This is a genomic window from Agriterribacter humi, from assembly GCF_009192765.1.
Classification (GTDB): domain Bacteria; phylum Bacteroidota; class Bacteroidia; order Chitinophagales; family Chitinophagaceae; genus Agriterribacter; species Agriterribacter humi.
In genome coordinates, this window is record NZ_VOHQ01000012.1 from 163,962 (window position 1) to 184,383 (window position 20,422).

The following is a 20,422-nucleotide window of genomic DNA, read 5'->3' on the forward strand; positions in this document are numbered from 1 at the left end:
GGAGAAGTTTGGTTTTTGTGATTTGTTTTTTATATTTCCTTGTACCCTGTAACCTGCATCATGCAAGACCCACTCACATTTTCAAATTTTCAAATTACCAGTTACCTCCCAAACATCCGTTCCAGGTAATCTTTCTTAAACGCGATATAGGTAGGATTGCCTGAAGGTGTGATGTTGGGTTGTGCGCATGCAAACAATTCATCTGCCAACGCTTTCATTTCTTTTTGTGCCAGGAAGCGGCCCGGCTTTACCGCATGCTGCCAGGCAAGACTGCGAATAAGTTTTTCCCGTTTTGAAAACTTTACATCGTTGTTAAAATGTTTGTATTGCTCCAGCATTTGTTCAATGGCTACTTTTTCATTTCCCTGGTCCACATCGGCAGGTGTGCCCTGTACCACAAAAGTATCTTTCCCAAAAAGCTCTATTTCATATCCCAGCATTTGCAGGTCGGGCAAAAGATCCTGGAGCAGTACGGCGTCGGGTGTAGTAAGCTGTACGGTTAACGGAAATAAGCTCCGCTGTGTGGCAATGGGCCTGCCTTTGGCTGCTGTAACATATCTTTCATATAAAATTCTTTCATGCGCTGCCTGCTGGTGGATCAATATAAAGCCCTGGTTGGTAGAGGCTGCCATATAGGTATTATGTAACTGCAGCAGATCGGCGTTCTCCAGCAATTGTAATTTTTGTATTGCATTCGCCGCAAGGCCAATAGCACTTTGTTCATACTCCAGTTTATCCGGAACGGTATCCTTTTGCAGCGGTTCAATTTGTGATTCCTTAGCAGGAAAAAAATCTTTCCAGTGTTTTAGTTCGCTTTTACTTTCTATTAAATGTGCCTGGTTTTTTTGAGTGAAGGTATTGTAGAGTGATGATGCTGCGGCATGCACTTTCTTCTCGTCTGTAAAAGGTTTGGATACCGCATCCAACTGCTGGATACCAGGATCAAGATCGAAATTAAGCGTGGGCATTATACTAAATTGCGCCAGCGCATGTTTTACAGCAGCCTGCACAAACGCATAAATAATTTTTTCGTCTTCAAACTTGATTTCCTGCTTGGTAGGATGCACGTTAATATCTATTTGCGCAGGATCCAGGTCTATGAACAACACGTACATCGGAAAACTGTCGGCGGGTATCATTTGCTGGTAGGCGCTCATTACCGCATGATTCAGGTATGCACTCCGGATAAAACGGTTATTCACAAAAAAATACTGGTCGCCTCTTGTTTTTTTAGCAATTTCAGGCTTGCCCGCAAAACCATAAATATTCAGATAGTCGGTATTCTCCTGCACGTTTACAAGTTTGGCAGTATAGTTATTGCCCAGCAAATGAACGATCCGTTGTTTGAGTGAACCGCTCCCCAGGTGAAATATTTCCTGCCCGTTAGCGGTAAGCGAAAAGAAAATTTCCGGAAAAGCCATTGCCACGCGAATGAACTCATCTACGATATGCCGCATTTCCACGGCATTGCTTTTTAAAAAATTTCTACGCGCAGGCACATTAAAGAAAACATTCTTCATCGCTATGCTCGTCCCAACCTGAAAAGCAATGGGTTCCTGTTTTTTTACCAGGCTGTTTTCTATTTCAATATACGTGCCCGCATCATCTTCTTCACGGCGGCTTTTCAACTCCACCTGTGCCACCGCGGCAATGGAAGCCAGTGCTTCACCCCGGAAGCCCATAGTGCGTATGCGAAACAGGTCATCTATATTACTAATCTTCGAAGTGGCGTGGCGCTCAAAACTCATACGAGCATCTGTTTCGCTCATGCCGCTGCCATTGTCTATTACCTGTATCAGCGATTTTCCCGCATCGGCAACAATCAGCTTTATTTCCGTTGCACCTGCATCCACAGCATTTTCCAGCAGCTCTTTTACTGCGCTCGATGGCCGTTGTATCACTTCCCCCGCCGCTATCTGGTTGGCTATATTATCGGGCAATAACTGAATTCTGTCTGACAAAACCTTTGAGTTTAACAGCAAAAATACGGGTTAGGAAGGGGAAATAAGAAAATGCGGGAATGGGGAAAATGTGGTACTTTGAAAATGGAGAAACCCTAACACGACAAAAGAGCGTAAAATCATGTGGGACACCTGGGTGGAAAGGCGGCAGACTGATGTCCAAAATACAGGGCAGTCACATTTTAAAAGTCTCAAAAAATCAATCGACAAGAACCAATCAAATCTCAAATTCTAAATTTCAAATTTCACATCGCCAACTCAATTTGATTTGCATTAACGCCTCAATGATAATAAATTCGCCTGAGGTATATATTACTGAACAATTTTTTGATCATGAAGAAGGTACTCACAGCAATTGTTATTTGTTGTATAAGTTTATCCTCCACCGCACAGCATATCAGTGAGCTCAATGAGCAAGCTTGGGTAGATAGTGTATTCTCCACCTTAAGCGATGATGAAAAACTCGGGCAACTGATGGTTGTACGGCTTTCTTCCATTGGTAGCAACCGTGAGGTTACTTTTTATGAAGAGGCAGTAGCGGATGCCATCAACAAATATAATATTGGCGGTATTTGTCTTTTCCAGGGCGGGCCCGTTACACAAGCGGAATACGTTAACCGTTTCCAGGCAATGGCCAGAACACCCTTATTAATTTGTATTGATGCGGAGAATGGATTGGGTATGCGCATGGACAGTGTGATTGGTTTGCCGCGCCAAATGATGATGGGAGCCGTGCAGGATCCGCAACTGATATATGAATATGGCCAATGGGTAGGCAAACAATGCAACCGTGCGGGTATACAGGTTAATTATGCTCCTGTTGTTGACATCAATAACAATCCCGACAACCCGGTTATTAACGACCGCTCATTCGGAGAAAATAAATACAAGGTGGCCGAATATGGCATCATGTATATGAAGGGCATGCAGGATGTGGGCGTAATGGCCTGCGCCAAGCATTTTCCGGGTCATGGCGATGTGGCGGTAGATTCTCATTACGATCTTCCGGTAATCAATAAAACACGTGAACAATTGGATTCGCTTGAATTATACCCCTTCCGTGAAATGTTTAAGGCAGGTGTGGGCAGCGTAATGATTGCGCATCTGTTTATTCCGGCCATTGACAATACGGCTAACCGCGCTACTTCCCTTTCATATAATAGCGTAACCAAACTGCTCAGAGAAGAGCTCGGCTATAACGGACTTACATTTACCGATGCCCTGGAAATGCAGGGAGTGAAAAAATTTTTCCCTGATGGTAAAGCTTCGGCCGAATCACTGGTTGCCGGCAATGATATGCTTTGCCTGCCCGGCGATATTCCCGGCAGCATAGAAGAAATAAAAAAAGCGATAAAAAAGAAAAGGCTCAGTTGGGACCAGGTTGATGAAAGGGTGAAAAAGGTGTTGCGTGCAAAATATGAGCACGGACTAAGCCGCTGGCAACCTGTAAATACGCGTAACCTTGTACGTGACCTGAATACAAAAACCGATGAGATTAAGAAAAAAATTGCTGACAATGCCATTACCGCATTGCGTTTGCAAGACAGTATTCTTCCTCTTCTACCGCTGCGGGGTATAAAAAAATCAGAAACAGAGCCGAAAGTAGCCTACCTCGGTATCGGCATTAATAACGATAATGATTTTGCCCGCCGCATGAGGGGTAATTACAATGCAGACGTTTATTATTTTAGTTATAAAGAAGATGCTTCACGCATAGCAACTCTTGCAGCCCAGCTCCAAACCCGTTATGATGTGGTGGTTATTGGCATTCACCACTATAACCGTTTCCCCGCAGGCAACTTTGGCATCAGCACCTCTGCTTTGCAGTTATTGAAAGAAGTGCAGCAGCTTAAAAAATCCATCACTTTTGTTTTTGGTAACCCCTATGCCATTAAAAACTTTTGCGATGCTAAAAATATTATTGCCTGTTATGATGATGATGCCATTACCCATGATGCAGCCGCGGATATATTAAAAGGAGCCATTATTACAAAAGGCAAATTGCCGGTAACCATTTGCGATGCATTTCCTTCAGGAACAGGCATCCAAACCATTGCGGCGCCTGTTAGTTATACGGCTGAAGCAGATATGAACGCAGAAAAATTTAAAGTAATAGATTCCATAGCCGCCGAAGCCATTCAGCAACACGCCGCTCCCGGCATGGCCATTATGGCTGTAAAGGATGGAAAGATCGTTTTTCATAAGGCCTATGGTTATTATACTTACGACAGCACGGAAAGGGTAAACTTAGAAAGCATATACGACCTGGCCTCCGTAACTAAAATATGCGCCACCACCATGTCGGTAATGAAATTATACGACCAGGGAAAGCTGGATCTGAATAAAACATTGGGCGATTATCTTACCTGGGTAAAAGGAACCAATAAAGAGCATTTAAGAATTGATGATATACTGCTGCACCAGGCAGGGTTAAAAGCCTTTATTCCTTTTTACCGTGAAACGATTGATTCTTCCACAGGTATTCCTTTTGAAGGATTTTACAGTAAGGAACAAACGGCGCAATACCATATTAAGGTTGCCGATACCATGTACATGCGCAACAGCTGGGAAGATACCGTTTACAAGAGAATACTCGAAAGCCCGGTGGGACCGCGCAATAAATATATTTACAGCGACAATGATTTTATTTTTTTAGGGAAGATAGTGGAAGCCATCAGCGGCATGCCATTGAATGAATATGTATACAAAGAGTTTTACCGGAAATTAGGATTGACCACCACCGGTTTTTTGCCATTGCAAAGATTTCCGGAGGAACGTATTCCGCCAACTGAAAATGAAAAGATATTCCGCAGGCAACTTTTGCGCGGCACGGTGCACGACCCTGGCTCTGCTATGTTTGGCGGAATAGCAGGGCATGCCGGCTTATTCAGCGATGCTTACGACCTTGCCGTATTGATGCAGATGCTGCTGGATGGGGGAAAGTTCAACGGTTATTATTTCTTTTCGCCCGAAACCATCAAATTATTTACGGCGTATAGCAGTAAAATAAGCAGGCGGGCCCTGGGCTTTGACAAACCTGAAAAAGATAACGGGATCAGCGAAAATCCCTATCCCTGCAGGTATGCTTCTCCGTTAACTTTCGGACATACCGGCTATACAGGCACCTGTGTGTGGGTAGACCCAAAGTACAATCTTACTTTTATTTTCCTGAGCAATCGTGTAAACCCGGAAGGCGGAACCAATGTAAAGCTATACCGGTTAAATACCCGGACCAATATACAGGATGCGATATACAAGGCAATTACAACAAAGGAGAAGTAAAAAGATTTGAAACTTTGATTTGAGATGAGTAAACAATAAGCGTCCCTAAGCACTGTGTCACGGCCGAGGTTTTTATTTTCTTTTTGTGATTTGATTCTTTATATTTCCTTCGGGTTTCGGATTTCCGTTTTCGGATTTTGCCTGTCGTTGGCAGGTCCCGATAACACCACTTACTACTTACTACGGACCACTCACTTCTGGTATCTCCTTTTATTAACAACTGTATAAATTAATCCAAACAATATCACCAGTACAACCGGCAATACAATATTAAGCGCCTGCCAGAAAGATCGGCTTTCATCCACCTTCTTTTTATCCAGCAGCCGGAGTGTGTAATCCTTGCCCCTCGTTTCGAGGATTCCCGGGTTGCCTATCAAGTATTCCATACAATTGAGAAAAAATTCTTTGTTGCCATACTGGTAATGGGTAAAAGGATTTTCGCCCATTTGCAAGGGCCCTTTTTCCTGCGAAACAAAATTGGTTACCAAATCACCATCGGATATTACGACCATTTTATTGCTGCTATCAACCGATGAGCGAAAGGGCGTTTTATAAAGATTGGATAAACTGTCTTTTGCAGCGGAAGAAATGCGGTTGGTAAATAAGGAATTGAATTTACCTTCCAGTAATACCGCCACGGGAATATGGGTTTGTGTAAAGGTTTGGAGATCCTCTTCATTTTTTACACTGTTCAACTCCACTTTGGCAGGTGTATTCAATATTCGGGCATTGACTGAACTTGCCAGCAATACTGTTTTTTTAATTCCTTCGGCTTTAACCGTATCTATAGATTGCGGAAATTGCGCGAGCACATAATCTAAGTTTTTAGAAATAGGATTATTGTTGATTGCAGATAATAAAGGGAAATATACCCAGGGCATTAACTGCATTTGCGGCCGGTCGCCCATTGATCCTACGGCCAAGGGGATTTGTGTACAGTTGAGATCCTGCACCAAATCGGGATTGATGCGTACGCCATATTTAAACAGCATATCATCTATATTCAATCCCATTTCAAACGCTATAAAACTTCCCTGGTTGCGCTGCAAACTATCCAGACTGGCGTACAGCTTATCTATCAACCATATTACTTTGCCACCCTGCATGATGTACTGGTCAATCTTCAGCTTTTGCGCTTCATTGAATCCTGTAAGAGGTTTTACAATCAGCAATGCGTCAAACACACCCGGTATAACCGGCACGCTATCCACAGGCAAAATACTGAATCCATAGTTGGGCTTTAATGTTTTCTCTATCAAATCATACACTTCATAACGCTGCGGCTGTCCGTTGCCGGTAAGATAGGCCACGACGGGAACCTTATCGCGCCTTATTTTATCAATAGCGCTGGCCAGCTTGTATTCCAATAAAGCCTCCGCATTGTTCAATGAATTAATTCCATCAATGGAACTTTGCCCTTGCAGCAGGTCAGTGCCCGATACCCTGTCGTTGTATTCAACAATAACACCGGGGTACACCAGCCGCTGTTCTTCTCCCTCTCCTTCTTTAGCTCTTGCACGTACATTGGTTGGGTTGATACCCATGCTATGCAGGGAATCTATCAGTTCCGATTTTAATGTATCATTCATGCCCTGCCCGGGCTGCCTGAAAAAATACTGGATATTGCTTCCGCTGATCTCTTTAAATTCCTGGAGCATGTCGCGGGTGCTGCCGGCAAGCTTCTTAAATCCCGCAGGTAAATCGCCATCTAACAGAACAGTGATGGTTACAGGCCCATCCAATGATTGGAGCAGTTCCCGGGTGGCAGCCGAAATGGTATACCTTTTTTCTGAAGTAAGATCAAGCCGGGTATGCCATTGCGATGCCATCCAGTTAACGAGCAGCAATCCTGCAATAAGAAATATCCAGCTATAGGGGGAATGCAACAGTTTTTTCATGATACGCCTATCGGTTCAGTAATTTTTTTCGGGTAATAAACAAAAACAACACAATAATGCTCAGGAAATAAATCATATCCCGGCTGTCAACCGCGCCGCGGCTCAGGCTGCGGTAATGAAAATCAATACCTATCATTTCTATCACGTAATCCCAACCGCCCTGTAAAGATGGAATACCACTGATAGCAGCAAACCCGTTGTATAAAAGAAAACAGGAAAATGCGGATGCCAAAAAAGCCACCACCGCATTATTGGTAAAACTGCTGCAGCAAATACCAATAGCAGTAAAAGCGGCCGACAAAAAAATAAGTCCTATATAAGAACCTGTTATGCCGCCGCTGTCAATGCCCCCTGTTGAGAGACTTTTTATGGTAAAGATATAAATCAATGTAGGCAGCAGGGCTATGGCAACGATAATAAGACTTGCAAAATATTTTCCCCCGATGATCTGCCATTTGCTGAGCGGCCGGGTTACCAATATTTCGTAGGTGCCGGATTTAAATTCATCGGCAAAACTACGCATCGTAATGGCAGGGATGAGCAACAGTAATATCCAGGGCGCCAATTCAAAAAAAGTATCGAGCGTAGCATATCCGTAATCAAACAGGTTGGTATCGGGAAACACGAACAGGAAAAGGCTGCTGAGCAACAAAAAAATAATGATAGCCAAATACCCGGTTAAACTACTAAAAAACTGCCTGAGCTCTTTTTTACAAATTGCAAACATGAAATAGTTTATTCTGGATGATGGAAATGCCTGCCTTACTAAAGTCATACTGACGGGCCTGCCCAACTAAAGTCATTCAGGCGGGCCTGCCCCGTCCGACTGGTGTCATCCGGGCGGACGAATGATCGTTCAGGCGCGCTCAAAAATACAATTGTGTATTGAGAAGCCTGAAAATTATTGAATATGTATTCAAAATTTTTATTAATTTTCAAATGCTGACCGTAAAATTCAATTCCTGTGCGTTGCTAATCATCACGTAAAAAAAGGAATAAAATGAAAAAACACCTGTTAACCTGCATCTTTGCAGCACCATTGCTATTGTTTGCACAGCAAACCTATGTTTGGAATGTAAGCTCCGGTTCCTGGACCGAGCCATTCAATTGGACACCAACACGAACTACTCCCGCAGTAAATGATGTGCTCGAATTTTCATCCAATGCTACCGTAACAGATATGCCTGCAACGGAAAGTATTGGCAAACTATGGCTGCATAATAATGCCGTAGTAAACTTCAGTACCACAATTGCCAGCGTTATTACTATCGGCCACGCAACAGTAACCGCTCCGCATTTTGCAGTAGAGGCTGGCACTGTATTAAATGTTAGTGGCAATAATGCTATTGCATTCAATATTGAATCGGATTATTCAGGAGAAGTATCTGGCAGTATTGATTTTTTTGATGGAGCACACCGTTTAACGGCAGTCTCTGTTAGTTCACTCTTGTTTAAATCCAGCGCTACATTCACAGCTAATACGGGGTTTGACGGGAACGCCTTCGGACCAACGAATCTGAATTCGGTTATATTTGAAAGCGGAGCGGAATATATTAATAAAGCTGGAGGTAATCCTTTTGGCGCAGCAGCACCAAACGCTGTTGCTATTTTTAACCCGGGCAGCATCTACAGATACCAGAGAAATGGTGCCGGCTCATCACTTGCGGGCAGGGTCTTTGGCTACTTCTACATAGATGGCAACCTGAATTTTAGCGGTATTGGTTCTGCAAGAGATTGCATCATTCAAAACGATTTAAGGCTGCTTTCCGGCTTCTTTTTATTTAACCCCAACACAAATGGGTCTCACACCGGCAACTTCAATATTTATGGTAATATTATATGTGAAGGCACGAGTTATATTGATATAGGCAGTGATAATATGCCCGGCGCAGTACAACTGTTGGGTACCAATCAAAGCATTGGTTCGGGAGGAGGCACAGGAACGATCATTATTAAAAATCTCACGACCAATAATACTTCTACACTGTTGAACCGAAATATTACGGTAAGTGGCCTGCTGGATATGCAACATGGCATCATACAAACATCCTCATCCGCCCTGTTAACCCTCAGCGCTACAGCCAGCCTTCAAAGCTGCACACACGATTATTCGCATTTGCCTTATACAAATATGGGTTGCGACAATGCTTATATAGAAGGCCCGGTTCAAAAACAGGGACTGAACAATGCTGATTTTGCTTTCCCGGTTGGATCAGGCGGCAAACTGAGACCCGTTTTGCTTCATAATGCCACAGGCGATTTTACCGTGGAATATAAAAGAAGTGATCCTTATCTTGACATGAGTGCCACTATGGGCGCAGGCATTCATCATATCAGTCATATTGAATACTGGAATATTACGGGAACGGGTAGCGGAAATGTGGAACTTACCTTTTACGACCCCAATAGCGGTGGCGTAACCGATATGAATGCCCTGAGGGTAGCACGCTATACCGCTTCGCAATGGACGGATATGAATGTGAGTAGTTTTGCGGGAACACCGGGGTCCAATGGCTCCGTAACGAGCAACGCGCTAAATGAATTTGGCAATTTTACTCTTGCCGGTTCAAGCGCTTATCCCAACAATCCACTGCCCATAAAATTATTAGAATGGACAGCTTACCGGGATATGAATGGCGTAATGCTGCAATGGAAAGCATCGGATGAAATTGATTCCAAAGGGTATATAGTGGAAAGAAGCGCCAATGGAACATTATATACACCTATTTCACCCCTTATTGCCGCACAACATATCTTTGCATTTAACTATACACTAAGTGACATACAACCCCTGGGCGGCAATAATTATTATCGTTTAAAGATTATTGAGGCAGATGGCAAAACATATTTTTCTAATATAATACAGGTTATTTTGCCGGTTCTACCTGCTCTTATGGTATACCCTAACCCCGCCAGGGAAAAAATATTTATAAAAATATCAGCTCAAAGCAGCATTTCCACCTTAGCAGTTGTCAATATAACCGGTTCAGTTGTAAAATGGATACATGCCAGTAACCTTACAATTGTTAGTGTGGACATTTTGAACTTATCGCCGGGGTTGTATTATATTAAAACAATGCAGGGGCAATCTTCCTTGATTGTTCCATTTATCAAGTATAATCTATAATAGCCCCAAAACCAACTGCAAAAAAGGCCTTCCATCGGGAGGCTTTTTTTTATTATCACTATAATCGAAGGCATATTTTCAGTGATTTGCTTTATTTTCGGCTGATAGATGCCGTTTATGAACAAAAAGATTGCTTTATTTGGTGAATATTTACTCAGGCTTACTCCACCGCAACAGCAAAAGTTAGTTCAGTCCCGTTCACTTGAAATGCATTGGGCAGGTTCGGAAGCGAATATCGCGGTTTCGCTATCCATTTTTGGAAGCCCTTCTTTATATATTACCGCTTTACCCGAAAATGAACTGGCAAGAGCCGGGCTCAGCCAATTGCATCAATACGGTGTTCAAACGCAAATCATAAAAACAGGAGGCAAACGGGTTGGAACATATTATTATGAAAGCGGCCAGGGTGCAAGGCCCGGAAGAGTGATCTACGACAGGGAATATTCCGCATTCAGTTACCTGAAGGCCGGCCAAATAAACTGGACCGAAATATTGGACACAGCCGGCTGGTTTCACTGGAGTGGTATTACACCTGCCTTAAATCAGGAACTCGCAGATATATGCATGGAGGCATTACAGGCGGCCCAACAAAAAAAAATGGTAATTTCAGCCGATTTTAATTATCGCAACACGCTTTGGCAATATGGAAAACATTGCAGCCGGGTGATGCCTGAACTGTTGCAGTTTTGCGATGTGATACTGGCCGATGTGGATACGGCAAAGCTGTATTTTGGTATTGAACCAGATCCTGCCAACCTTGTAGAAAGCACTTTTGCGCTTTTAAAAAAAGCTTTGCCCAATGTAAAACATATTGCGATGACCATGCGAAAGCAGGAAAGCGCCAACTCGAATCAGTACATTGGTTATTTATGGAATGAAGGGAAGATATATACTTCGCAACCATACCATATACAACAAATTGCTGAACGCATTGGTGCAGGTGATGCCTTTATGGCCGGGCTGATACATTCACTTAAAATGAAAAACAGTTTAGATGAAGCCATTGAGTTCGCTACCGCCTGCGGTGTAATAAAGCATAGCATTACCGGCGATTTTAATATAGCCACGAAGCAAGAAATTGATACCGTGATACAGCAAAACGGTAGTGGAAGAATTATCAGATAAGTAGTTTGTAGTTTGTAGTTTGTAGTTTGTAGTTTAAAGTTTATTGTTTGTCCATAGTACCCTATACCTTATGCCCTAACCCTATGCATTTCACCACATAAATTAAAATAATTATGGACCCGCAACAAATAGCATCACTGGTACAACAAACGGGTTTTATGCCCTTATTTACCCACACCAATGCGGAGGTGTGCCGCAATGTGCTTAAAGCTTCCTATGATGCAGGTGTACGTTTATTTGAATTTACCAACCGCAATGCCAATTCATTTGATAACTTTATTGCGCTACGGAAATACTGCAACGATCAGTTGCCCGGCATGGTACTGGGTATAGGCACTATAAAAAATGCACAGCAGGCAGAGCAATTTATCCATGCAGGCGCGGATTTCCTGATTTCTCCATTGATACTTGAAGAAATACAGCATGTAGCCGCAACGCATAAAAAATTATGGATACCAGGATGCGCCACTGCTTCAGAAATTGGATTGGCTGAATATTGGGGAATAGATACTGTAAAAATATTTCCTGCCAAACAATTGGGAGGCCCGGCTTTTATTAAAGCAATAAAAGCAGTTTTCCCAGCCATGCACTTTATGGTTACCGGCGGTGTTGAGCCCACCGGGGAAGACATCGGCAACTGGTTTAAAGGCGGCGCCGCGGCTGTGGGCATTGGATCGCAACTTTTCCCTCCAGACTGGCTGGCAAACAACCAATATGCATTGGTGACCGACCATATAAAAAAGATCATTCATTATATTGAAAAGGCAAGAGTATAAATACCGCTGCTGACGATAGAAAAGCCATATGTTATCCATTTTTACAATTGTTTAATATGCCTATATGAAAAGTTTTCTGAACGAAGATTTTTTGCTGCAAAGTTCCACCGCACAGCAACTCTATCATGAGTATGCCGCTGCAATGCCTGTTATAGACTATCACAATCATTTACCGCCGGATCAGATAGCGGGCAATAAACAATTCAATAACATTACCGAAGTATGGCTGAAAGGCGATCATTACAAATGGAGAGCCATGCGAAGCAACGGCGTTGATGAAAATAATATCACCGGTAACGCCGATGATTACACTAAGTTTAAAGTATGGGCAGCAACAGTACCTTATACCATGCGTAACCCGTTGTATCACTGGACGCATCTTGAACTTCGGAATCCATTTGGCATAACAGAAATATTAAATGAATCATCGGCGGAACGCATATATAAACAATGCAACGAAAAATTAACCGGCTTGCCGGTACACGCCCTGCTGAAATATTTTTCCGTAGAAATCCTCTGCACCACAGATGACCCCTCAGACGACCTGCGCTACCACATCCAAATAGAACAAAACGGCTTCGGCACAAAAGTGCTTCCTGCCTTTCGCCCCGATAAAGCAATGGCGGTGGAAGACCCCAAATCCTATAACGGCTATATAGATATATTGGCAGCCGCTGCGGATATCCATATCAGTACCTACCAGCATTTGTTAGACGCATTAAAAAAACGTCACGACTTTTTTCATAAGGCCGGATGCCGCATCTCCGACCACGGGCTTGAAACCATGTATGCCAACGATTTTACAATGGCCCAACTGGAAGAAAGTTTTAACAGCATCAGGAATGGTAAAGGCCTCCAGGCTGATGAAGTGGAGCAGTTTAAATCGGCGACGCTTTATTTTATATGCCAGTGGAATGCGGAAAAGCAATGGGCTCAGCAATTTCATATCGGTGCTTTGCGCAATAACAACGCCCGGCTCCTGCAACGGTTAGGCGCAGACGCAGGTGTGGATTCAATAGGCGACCGGAGCGTGGCACAGCCCATGTCGGCCTTTTTTAACCGGTTAGACAAAGAAAATAAACTGGCAAAAACCATTATCTATAATAATAATCCTGCGCATAACGCCGTATACGCCACAATGACCGGCAACTTCCAGGACGGCATTACGCCCGGGAAAATACAATTTGGATCGGGCTGGTGGTTTCTTGATCAGAAAGATGGAATGGAAGAACAGATGAATGTACTGAGCAACATGGGATTGCTAAGCCGGTTTATAGGTATGACAACCGATTCACGCAGTTTCCTTTCCTGGCCACGCCACGAATATTTCCGCCGCATTCTTTGTAATCTGATAGGCAACGATGTGGAAAACGGCCTGCTGCCAAATGACACAGGATGGCTTGGGAAAATGGTACAAAACATTTCTTATTATAATGCAAAGCAATATTTTAACCTGTAGTTTACGATCGTAAAACCATATAACATAATACATGATACAATCATTACCCAACCTGGAGCAAACCGTTCGCAATGCATCCGATCCTAAAGGCGCAGGCACCTACCGCTGGCGCATAGTGGCACTACTGTTTTTTGCTACTACCGTAAATTATATTGACAGGCAGGTGCTTTCATTTGTGGTTGCCGATGATGTATTTAAACGCCAAATGCTTGGGCTGCCCGTAGGAAGCGTATTCACACAGCAAAACAATGAAGATTATAATATCATCGTAAGCATGATTGATGCGGCCTTTAAAATCGCTTACGCCATTGGGTTTCTGATCATGGGATGGCTCATTGACAAGATAGGCACTAAAAAAGGATATTCGCTGGGCATACTGGTATGGAGTATAGCAGGTATGTTAACCGGTTTTGTACATACTGTAATGGGCGTAAGAGTTGTAAGATTTATTTTAGGATTGGGTGAATCCGCTAACTTCCCATCGGCTATTAAAACCATTGCAGAATGGTTTCCTAAAAAAGAACGATCACATGCATCGGGAATATTTAATGCCGGAACAAACGTGGGCATCATTGTTACAGCCCTTACTGTTCCTTATATTATCCATCACTGGGGCTGGCGCACTGCTTTTATTATAACCGGTATTCTGGGTTTTATTCTGCTGATCGTATGGCGTTTAACGTATACCAGGCCGGAAGAAAACAAGAAGCTTTCTGCAAGAGAACTCAGTTACATCAACAGCGACAATGAACCTGTAACGACCAAAAAAATTCCGTGGAGACAATTATTGGGTTACAGGCAAACCTGGGTATTTATAACCGGAAAATTTCTGGCTGATCCCATCTGGTGGTTTTACCTTACCTGGTTACCCAAATATTTTGTAGACAATACGGGGGGGGATCACGAGTTCAGCATCAGCACATTGGGTATTCCTTTCCTGATCATTTATTCGGTTTCCGATGTGGGAAGTATATTCTTTGGTTGGTTAGCCAGCCGTTTCATGCACAGGGGCTGGTCGGAGAACAGAGCCCGCAAAACGACTATGCTTATCTGTGCTTTGTGTGTGCTACCAATAGCATTGGCCGCGCAAACCCACAGCATGTACCTGGTAATAGGATTAATAGCTTTGGCAACTGCCGCACACCAGGGCTGGTCGGCCAATATGTATGCTATAGCAGGCAACCTGTTTCCTAAAAACGTGGTAGCTTCTGTAACCGGTATTGGGGGAATGGCTGGTGCACTTGGGGGTGTCCTTTTAGCCTTCATTACGGGCTACCTGATCAACTGGTTTGGATATGCTTCCATGTTTATTATAGCCAGCGGCGCATATATTGTAGCGCTGCTTATTATACACCTTATTTTACCAAAGTTGAAACCGGTGGATTTATAATAATTGCCTATTTACAGGTTTCCTCTCTTAAGTTCATCCACGGCATGATGCACTGCCCTGGCAGTTAGCGCCATATATAAAATGGAAGGACTTTGATTGCCGGTGCTTGTCATACAGGCGCCGTCTGTTACAAAAACATTTTTACAGGCGTGCAACTGGTTCCATTTGTTCAGTAAAGATGTTTGTGGGTCAATGCCCATCCTGCATCCTCCCATTTCATGAATATCCAGCCCGGGAGCCTGTTTGGTATCATTTTGCCGGATATTTTTTACCCCGGACTTGTCCAGCATTGCCGTACTTTCCGTTAAAAAATCCTTTATCATTTTTTCATCATTATCATCATAACCAACGGAAGTTACCAGCAAGGGCATCCCCCATTGATCTTTTTGTTCTGTACTTAACCGTACATGATTCTTTTCTTTGGGAATGGTTTCACCCTGCATATACATATACACTTTCCATCCGCCAGGTTCTGTAAGCGCCTGCTTGTATGCTGCGCCAATCGTTTCTTCTGCCAAGCTTTCATCAATCCTTGTACGGTAGGATCCCATAAAAGTGGTAAAGCCTCCCACATAATCAGTATCCTGTTTATGCAGGTTCCTGTAATTGGCCAATATAGGTTCTGTAGGATTGCGTCCGTAATAATATTTATCTTCAAAACCTTCCATTTCTCCGTTTACAGAAGCACGGTAATTATGAAAGCAAACGTATTTCCCCAATAAGCCGCTATCGTTTCCCAATCCATTGGGGAAGCGGGATGAGGTGGAGTTCAGCAAAATCAGACTACTGTTTAAGGCGGAAGCGTTTACAAAAATAATTTTAGCAAAATAATCTGTTACTTTCCTGCTGTGGGCATCAATTACACGTACGCCTTTGGCCCTTCCCTTTTGCTCATCATAAATTACAGACTCTACCACAGAATCGGGCCGGATCGTTAATTTACCTGTTTTTTTAGCCCAGGGTAAAGTAGCAGACACAGAACTGAAGTATCCGCCAAACGGGCATCCGCGCATACATAAATTCCGGGCCTGGCATTTGCCCCTGCCCTGCTGCAAATGTACTTCCCTGGGCTGGGTTAACTGCGCCCAACGGGCCTGCACTAAAAACCTGTCTTTATAATGGGCTTTTATTTTTTGCTGGATAGTTTGTTCCACGCAATTCAGATCAAAAGGAGGAAGAAATTCGCCATCAGGCATAGCTTCTATACCATCTTTGTTGCCGCAAACACCGGCAAACAGCTCAACATGTGAGTACCAGGGCGCTATATCTTCATAACCAATAGGCCATTCTAAGCCATAGCCATACCGTGCAGGTGCAGTAAATTCAAATTTGCTCCAGCGCTGGCATGCCCTTCCCCAGGTAAGGGATTTACCCCCTACCTGGTAACCCCGTATCCAGTCAAATGGCTTTTCCTGCACATAAGGATGATCTTTATCCCTGATGAAAAAATGAGCCGTCTCCTCGCTGAAACCAGCAGCTTTGCTGATTAACGGGTTTTCTTTCAGGTATGCTTTTGTTACATCACCCCGGTGCTGAAATTCCCAGGGATCTTTAAAAGCAGTAGGATAGTCTTCTATATGTTCAATATTTCTTCCCCGTTCCAAAACCAATGTCTTCAATCCCTGATCACACAGCTCTTTTGCCGCCCATCCCCCGCTGATACCCGAACCAATAACAATAGCATCATACGTGTTTTGTTGTATGCCCCTGCCATTAATATTTACCTGTAATGAATCCTGTGGCATGTGCTGATCGTTGAGTTTTGAAAAAATACTTAAAGAAGGGTATATCAAAAGTAGAATAATTGAGCTGTATCAGCTCAATATTATACACAAACAACCAAACCGTAACAAAAGCCAATAAATAAGAAAACGCCACCGGGCGGCAGCGTTTTCATCTCTGTTATTTAAAATTTAAGGTTAATTCTCTTCAAATCGTATTTCCTGCAGCACTTGTTTTTGGGAGCGGGTAATCATAAAAATGGTAGTTCTGAATTCACCATATTTTGTTTGGAGATTCCCGATACAGAATTCGGAACCGCTATTCGATCCTTTATGAACAATGCGAAATGCTTCAACGCCATAGGAATGGAAAAAATCTTTCAGTATGATTTCAGCCTGCCTGCGGCTGTAAGAGCTGCTTTTGTCATGCAGGGTAATTTCTACCATTTTATCAAAATAATGCGATAACTGGTTGGCATTACCAGTATTCATGGCCGTAACTACATCCTCAATTGAATAGGAGTAAGGGGAACCCGAGTAATTAAACGACAGTCCGCCTATCATTGCCACAGATAAAAGGATTTTAAGAAAATAGTTTTTCATGAACAAAAGAATTCATTGCCAAATACTCCCCAAAAATGTGCCAGATTGAATCTTGAACTTAAGACTAACACTAAATATGAATAAATATATTATAAAACAAACTTATATTTTTATAAAATATTGTATTGCAGTTTATATTAAAACTCATTAGCGATCATATGTATCCAGTATATACAAAATATAAGGACGGGGCTTTGTATTACGATTATCTATGGATCTGCCAAAAAAATAGGTCTCGTATTCATTTTTCCATATTCCTGCGTCATGTCTTTCGGCAAATGCACTTTTATTAAAAGTGAGATAGGAATAATAACCAATAACAAATGCACCAAGACATATATAAGCAAGCTTCCACGAAAAAAAACCATAATGGAGGTAAGGGTTCGCAGACACCGGAGTATGCAATACAACCGTAATTAACAAGGGTATAACCGGAACCCAAAACCGGGCATCATATGTTGGCCAATTAAAAACTATGATGATATAACCCAGTAAATAAATAATGATGACGATGGGAATATCCTTCTTCTTTTTTATAAGCAATTGAAGAAAATAGATCAGTGAAAAAACTCCTGCAACTATGAAAAATGCTTCTTTTATGCCTGTGTTGACAAAATTAATTTTGAATTGTGAGGTATTTATAAATATTTCTGCCAGATCGGCAAGATGCCACCGGATATTGGTCATCCAAAACCCGGTGGGATCAGTTTCAAAAAAAGAAAGCATCAAATTGACATAATCATTGATGCGGAAAAAGGTTGAGAATAAAACAACGAGGATAAGACATAAAGTCGTGGCAAGTAACAATATTCTCAAAGCCTGTGCTTTCCCCCTGTTTGTATTCTTCTTTTGAAGAATAAGTGTCAGCACCATTGAAAAAATAAGAAGCACGCCAATGGTCCTGGTTATAATCGCCAAAAAAGCAAAAATCAACAATCCTGCCATGAAGCTTATCTTTTTATTACTCATGTATGCTGTAAAAAAAAATAAAGTTCCTGTTGAAAAAAACATATACTGAATATCAGACAAAGGAGTAATTGCGCTTTTAACAATTGCCCAGTTTAACAGGGTTAATGCAATAAGATGCCAGGCTTTTATCCTGTTTCGAAAAATGCTGTTCACAAAATATAAGCTTCCTCCCAGATATAAATAGTTCGCCAGCACAATATAAAAAGAGCTGCATAAGCCGAGTTTCGAAAGCAATAACAGAAATACCGGGTAGCCATACGGAAGGTGATTCCCCATTTCCATGACAGGGTGTTTTCCGGTCTCAAGCCATTCTTTTAATTGAATATAACGCAATACGTCATTGCCTAACCGAAAATGGGTAAAGCTGTTAGCCATATAGGCTACAGACAAAATAAGCAGTATAAAGGCAGGAGTGTTTAGGAAATTAAATTTGTCACGAAGAGGATTATTTGTCATTTACCATATCTGTAAACTTATCAATAAACAATATTAGTGAATAAAGTGAATAAAGGATAAATCAAAACGTAGTCAAATAGTGTAATTTTGCCCTATGAAACGCAAAAAAGTAATATTGATCATAATGGATGGCTGGGGATTGGGCAAGGTAAAATCCAGCGATGCCATTCAAAACGCCAAAACGCCTTTTGTTAGCTCTCTTTACGAAAAATATCCCAACAGTACTCTTGTTACCTGTGGTGAAGCGGTAGGGCTGCCGGATGGACAAATGGGCAACAGTGAAGTGGGACATTTAAACCTTGGCGCAGGAAGGATTGTGTACCAGGAGTTGCAGCGTATTAATGTTGCCGTAAGAAGCGGGGAGCTCAGGAAGAATAAGATTTTATTGAATGCCATACGATATGCCAAAACTCAAAAAAGATCATTGCACCTGTTAGGACTGGTAAGCGATGGCGGGGTTCATTCTCATATCAACCATTTGAAAGCGATAACAGGCATCTGCCAGGAAGAAAAATTAGATGATGTTTTTATCCATGCTTTTACCGATGGCCGCGATACCGACCCTAAAAGCGGGCTGGGCTTTATTAAAGATCTGCAGCAGCATCTTGCCCAAACTACCGGCGAGATATCCACGGTTACCGGGCGTTATTATGCTATGGACAGAGACAAGCGGTGGGAAAGGGTGCAATTGGCTTACAGTGCCCTTGTAAATGGTGTGGGTGATCAAACCGAGAATATTATTGAGTCTATAGAAACCTCTTATGCTGCAAATGTTACCGATGAATTTATAAAGCCCATTATTAAAAATCAGGCTGTTGCCGGAAGAGGACTCATAAAACCCGGCGATGCGGTGGTGTGTTTCAATTTCCGGACCGACCGTTGCAGGGAAATAACTGAAGTGCTTACCCAAACCGATATGCCGGATTATAATATGCATACGCTTCCGCTGGAATATACTACCATGACGGAATACGACAAAACCTATAAAAATGTGCATGTTATTTTTGAGAATGATAATCTTACCCACACTTTGGGAGAAGTGATAGCTGCCCATGGATTAAAGCAGATCAGGATGGCAGAAACGGAAAAATATCCGCATGTAACTTTCTTTTTCAGTGGCGGACGCGAAATGCCCTTTGAAGGGGAAAAAAGGATTATGGCTCCTTCGCCAAAAGTAGCCACTTACGACCTCAAACCCGAAATGAGCGCATATGAACTTACAGCCTCCCTGTTGCCGGAGATCAGCAATGAAACTGCTGATTTTATCTGTATCAACTATGCCAATGCAGATATGGTAGGACATACAGGGGTCTGGGACGCCGTAATTAAAGCGGTGGAAACCGTGGATACCTGCGTGGAAAAAGCAGTAACAGCAGCATTGGAACACAACTATACTGTATTTCTTACAGCAGATCATGGTAACGCCGATTATATTGTTAATGAAGACGGGACGCCCAATACCGCGCACACATTGAATCTTGTGCCTTTCTTTATTATTGATAACGAATGGAAAGGGAAAATAAACAATGGTAAACTGGGTGACCTGGCTCCTTCTATTTTAAAAATAATGGGTTTGCCCATTCCCGCTGAAATGACGGGGAATGTTTTAATGGAAAAATCACTTCTTACTCAGTAAGAATCGGTTATCAAAAAGC

The 20,422-nt window shown here is 42.6% G+C and carries 13 protein-coding genes; 7 read left to right on the forward strand and 6 right to left on the reverse strand.

The annotated features are described in order from the left end of the window. Positions 1-101: 101 nt before the first annotated feature. Positions 102-1,961 (reverse strand): DNA mismatch repair endonuclease MutL, encoded by a 1,860-nt coding sequence (gene mutL / locus FRX45_RS18480; RefSeq protein ID WP_152269948.1) that lies wholly within the window; start codon positions 1,959-1,961, stop codon positions 102-104. Positions 1,962-2,294: 333 nt separating this feature from the next. Here mutL and FRX45_RS18485 point away from each other — a divergent pair, with 333 nt between their 5' ends. Then, the gene (locus FRX45_RS18485; protein WP_152269949.1) at positions 2,295-5,243 is read left to right on the forward strand and encodes a glycoside hydrolase family 3 N-terminal domain-containing protein; all 2,949 of its coding nucleotides are present in this window, start codon (positions 2,295-2,297) and stop codon (positions 5,241-5,243) included. 191 nt (positions 5,244-5,434) lie between these two features. On the opposite strand, the gene gldG is transcribed toward FRX45_RS18485, so the two are convergent. Both gldG and gldF read right to left on the reverse strand, forming a co-directional pair. After that, positions 5,435-7,141, reverse strand: coding sequence for a gliding motility-associated ABC transporter substrate-binding protein GldG (gldG, locus tag FRX45_RS18490; protein ID WP_152269950.1), 1,707 nt, complete (start codon positions 7,139-7,141; stop codon positions 5,435-5,437). A gap of 7 nt (positions 7,142-7,148) precedes the next feature. Beyond that, complete coding sequence (gldF, locus tag FRX45_RS18495; RefSeq protein ID WP_152269951.1) at positions 7,149-7,868, reverse strand: gliding motility-associated ABC transporter permease subunit GldF; 720 nt, start codon at positions 7,866-7,868, stop codon at positions 7,149-7,151. Positions 7,869-8,141: 273 nt separating this feature from the next. Between gldF and FRX45_RS18500 the strand changes: the two genes are divergently transcribed. From FRX45_RS18500 to FRX45_RS18520, 5 genes are all read left to right on the forward strand, one after another. Further along, the gene (locus FRX45_RS18500; protein ID WP_152269952.1) at positions 8,142-10,268 is read left to right on the forward strand and encodes a T9SS type A sorting domain-containing protein; all 2,127 of its coding nucleotides are present in this window, start codon (positions 8,142-8,144) and stop codon (positions 10,266-10,268) included. Between the two features lie 117 nt (positions 10,269-10,385). Next, positions 10,386-11,393: a sugar kinase gene (locus tag FRX45_RS18505; protein WP_193311771.1), complete on the forward strand. Its 1,008-nt coding sequence runs from the start codon at positions 10,386-10,388 to the stop codon at positions 11,391-11,393. A gap of 113 nt (positions 11,394-11,506) precedes the next feature. Further along, on the forward strand, positions 11,507-12,169 hold the full coding sequence (locus FRX45_RS18510) for a beta/alpha barrel domain-containing protein (protein WP_152269954.1): 663 nt from the start codon (positions 11,507-11,509) through the stop codon (positions 12,167-12,169). A 64-nt stretch (positions 12,170-12,233) separates the two neighbouring features. Continuing rightward, positions 12,234-13,628, forward strand: coding sequence for a glucuronate isomerase (gene uxaC, locus FRX45_RS18515; RefSeq protein ID WP_152269955.1), 1,395 nt, complete (start codon positions 12,234-12,236; stop codon positions 13,626-13,628). Positions 13,629-13,659: 31 nt separating this feature from the next. After that, positions 13,660-15,018 carry an MFS transporter gene (locus tag FRX45_RS18520; protein ID WP_152269956.1) on the forward strand — a complete coding sequence of 453 codons (1,359 nt, stop codon included), beginning with the start codon at positions 13,660-13,662 and terminating at the stop codon, positions 15,016-15,018. Between the two features lie 11 nt (positions 15,019-15,029). Here the strand turns inward: FRX45_RS18520 and FRX45_RS18525 are convergent, their stop codons facing one another. The 3 genes from FRX45_RS18525 to FRX45_RS18535 all read right to left on the reverse strand — a co-directional run bounded on the left by FRX45_RS18525 (position 15,030) and on the right by FRX45_RS18535 (position 18,701). After that, entirely contained in the window at positions 15,030-16,763 is a 1,734-nt protein-coding gene (locus FRX45_RS18525) for a GMC oxidoreductase (RefSeq protein WP_152269957.1), read from the reverse strand. A 174-nt stretch (positions 16,764-16,937) separates the two neighbouring features. After that, the gene (locus FRX45_RS18530) at positions 16,938-17,342 is read right to left on the reverse strand and encodes a DUF4783 domain-containing protein (RefSeq protein ID WP_152269958.1); all 405 of its coding nucleotides are present in this window, start codon (positions 17,340-17,342) and stop codon (positions 16,938-16,940) included. A 147-nt stretch (positions 17,343-17,489) separates the two neighbouring features. Further along, complete coding sequence (locus tag FRX45_RS18535; RefSeq protein WP_152269959.1) at positions 17,490-18,701, reverse strand: hypothetical protein; 1,212 nt, start codon at positions 18,699-18,701, stop codon at positions 17,490-17,492. A gap of 160 nt (positions 18,702-18,861) precedes the next feature. On the opposite strand from FRX45_RS18535, the gene gpmI reads away from it, so the two are divergent. After that, positions 18,862-20,403, forward strand: a complete 1,542-nt coding sequence (gpmI, locus tag FRX45_RS18540; RefSeq protein ID WP_152269960.1) for a 2,3-bisphosphoglycerate-independent phosphoglycerate mutase — start codon at positions 18,862-18,864, stop codon at positions 20,401-20,403. Positions 20,404-20,422 lie beyond the last annotated feature (19 nt).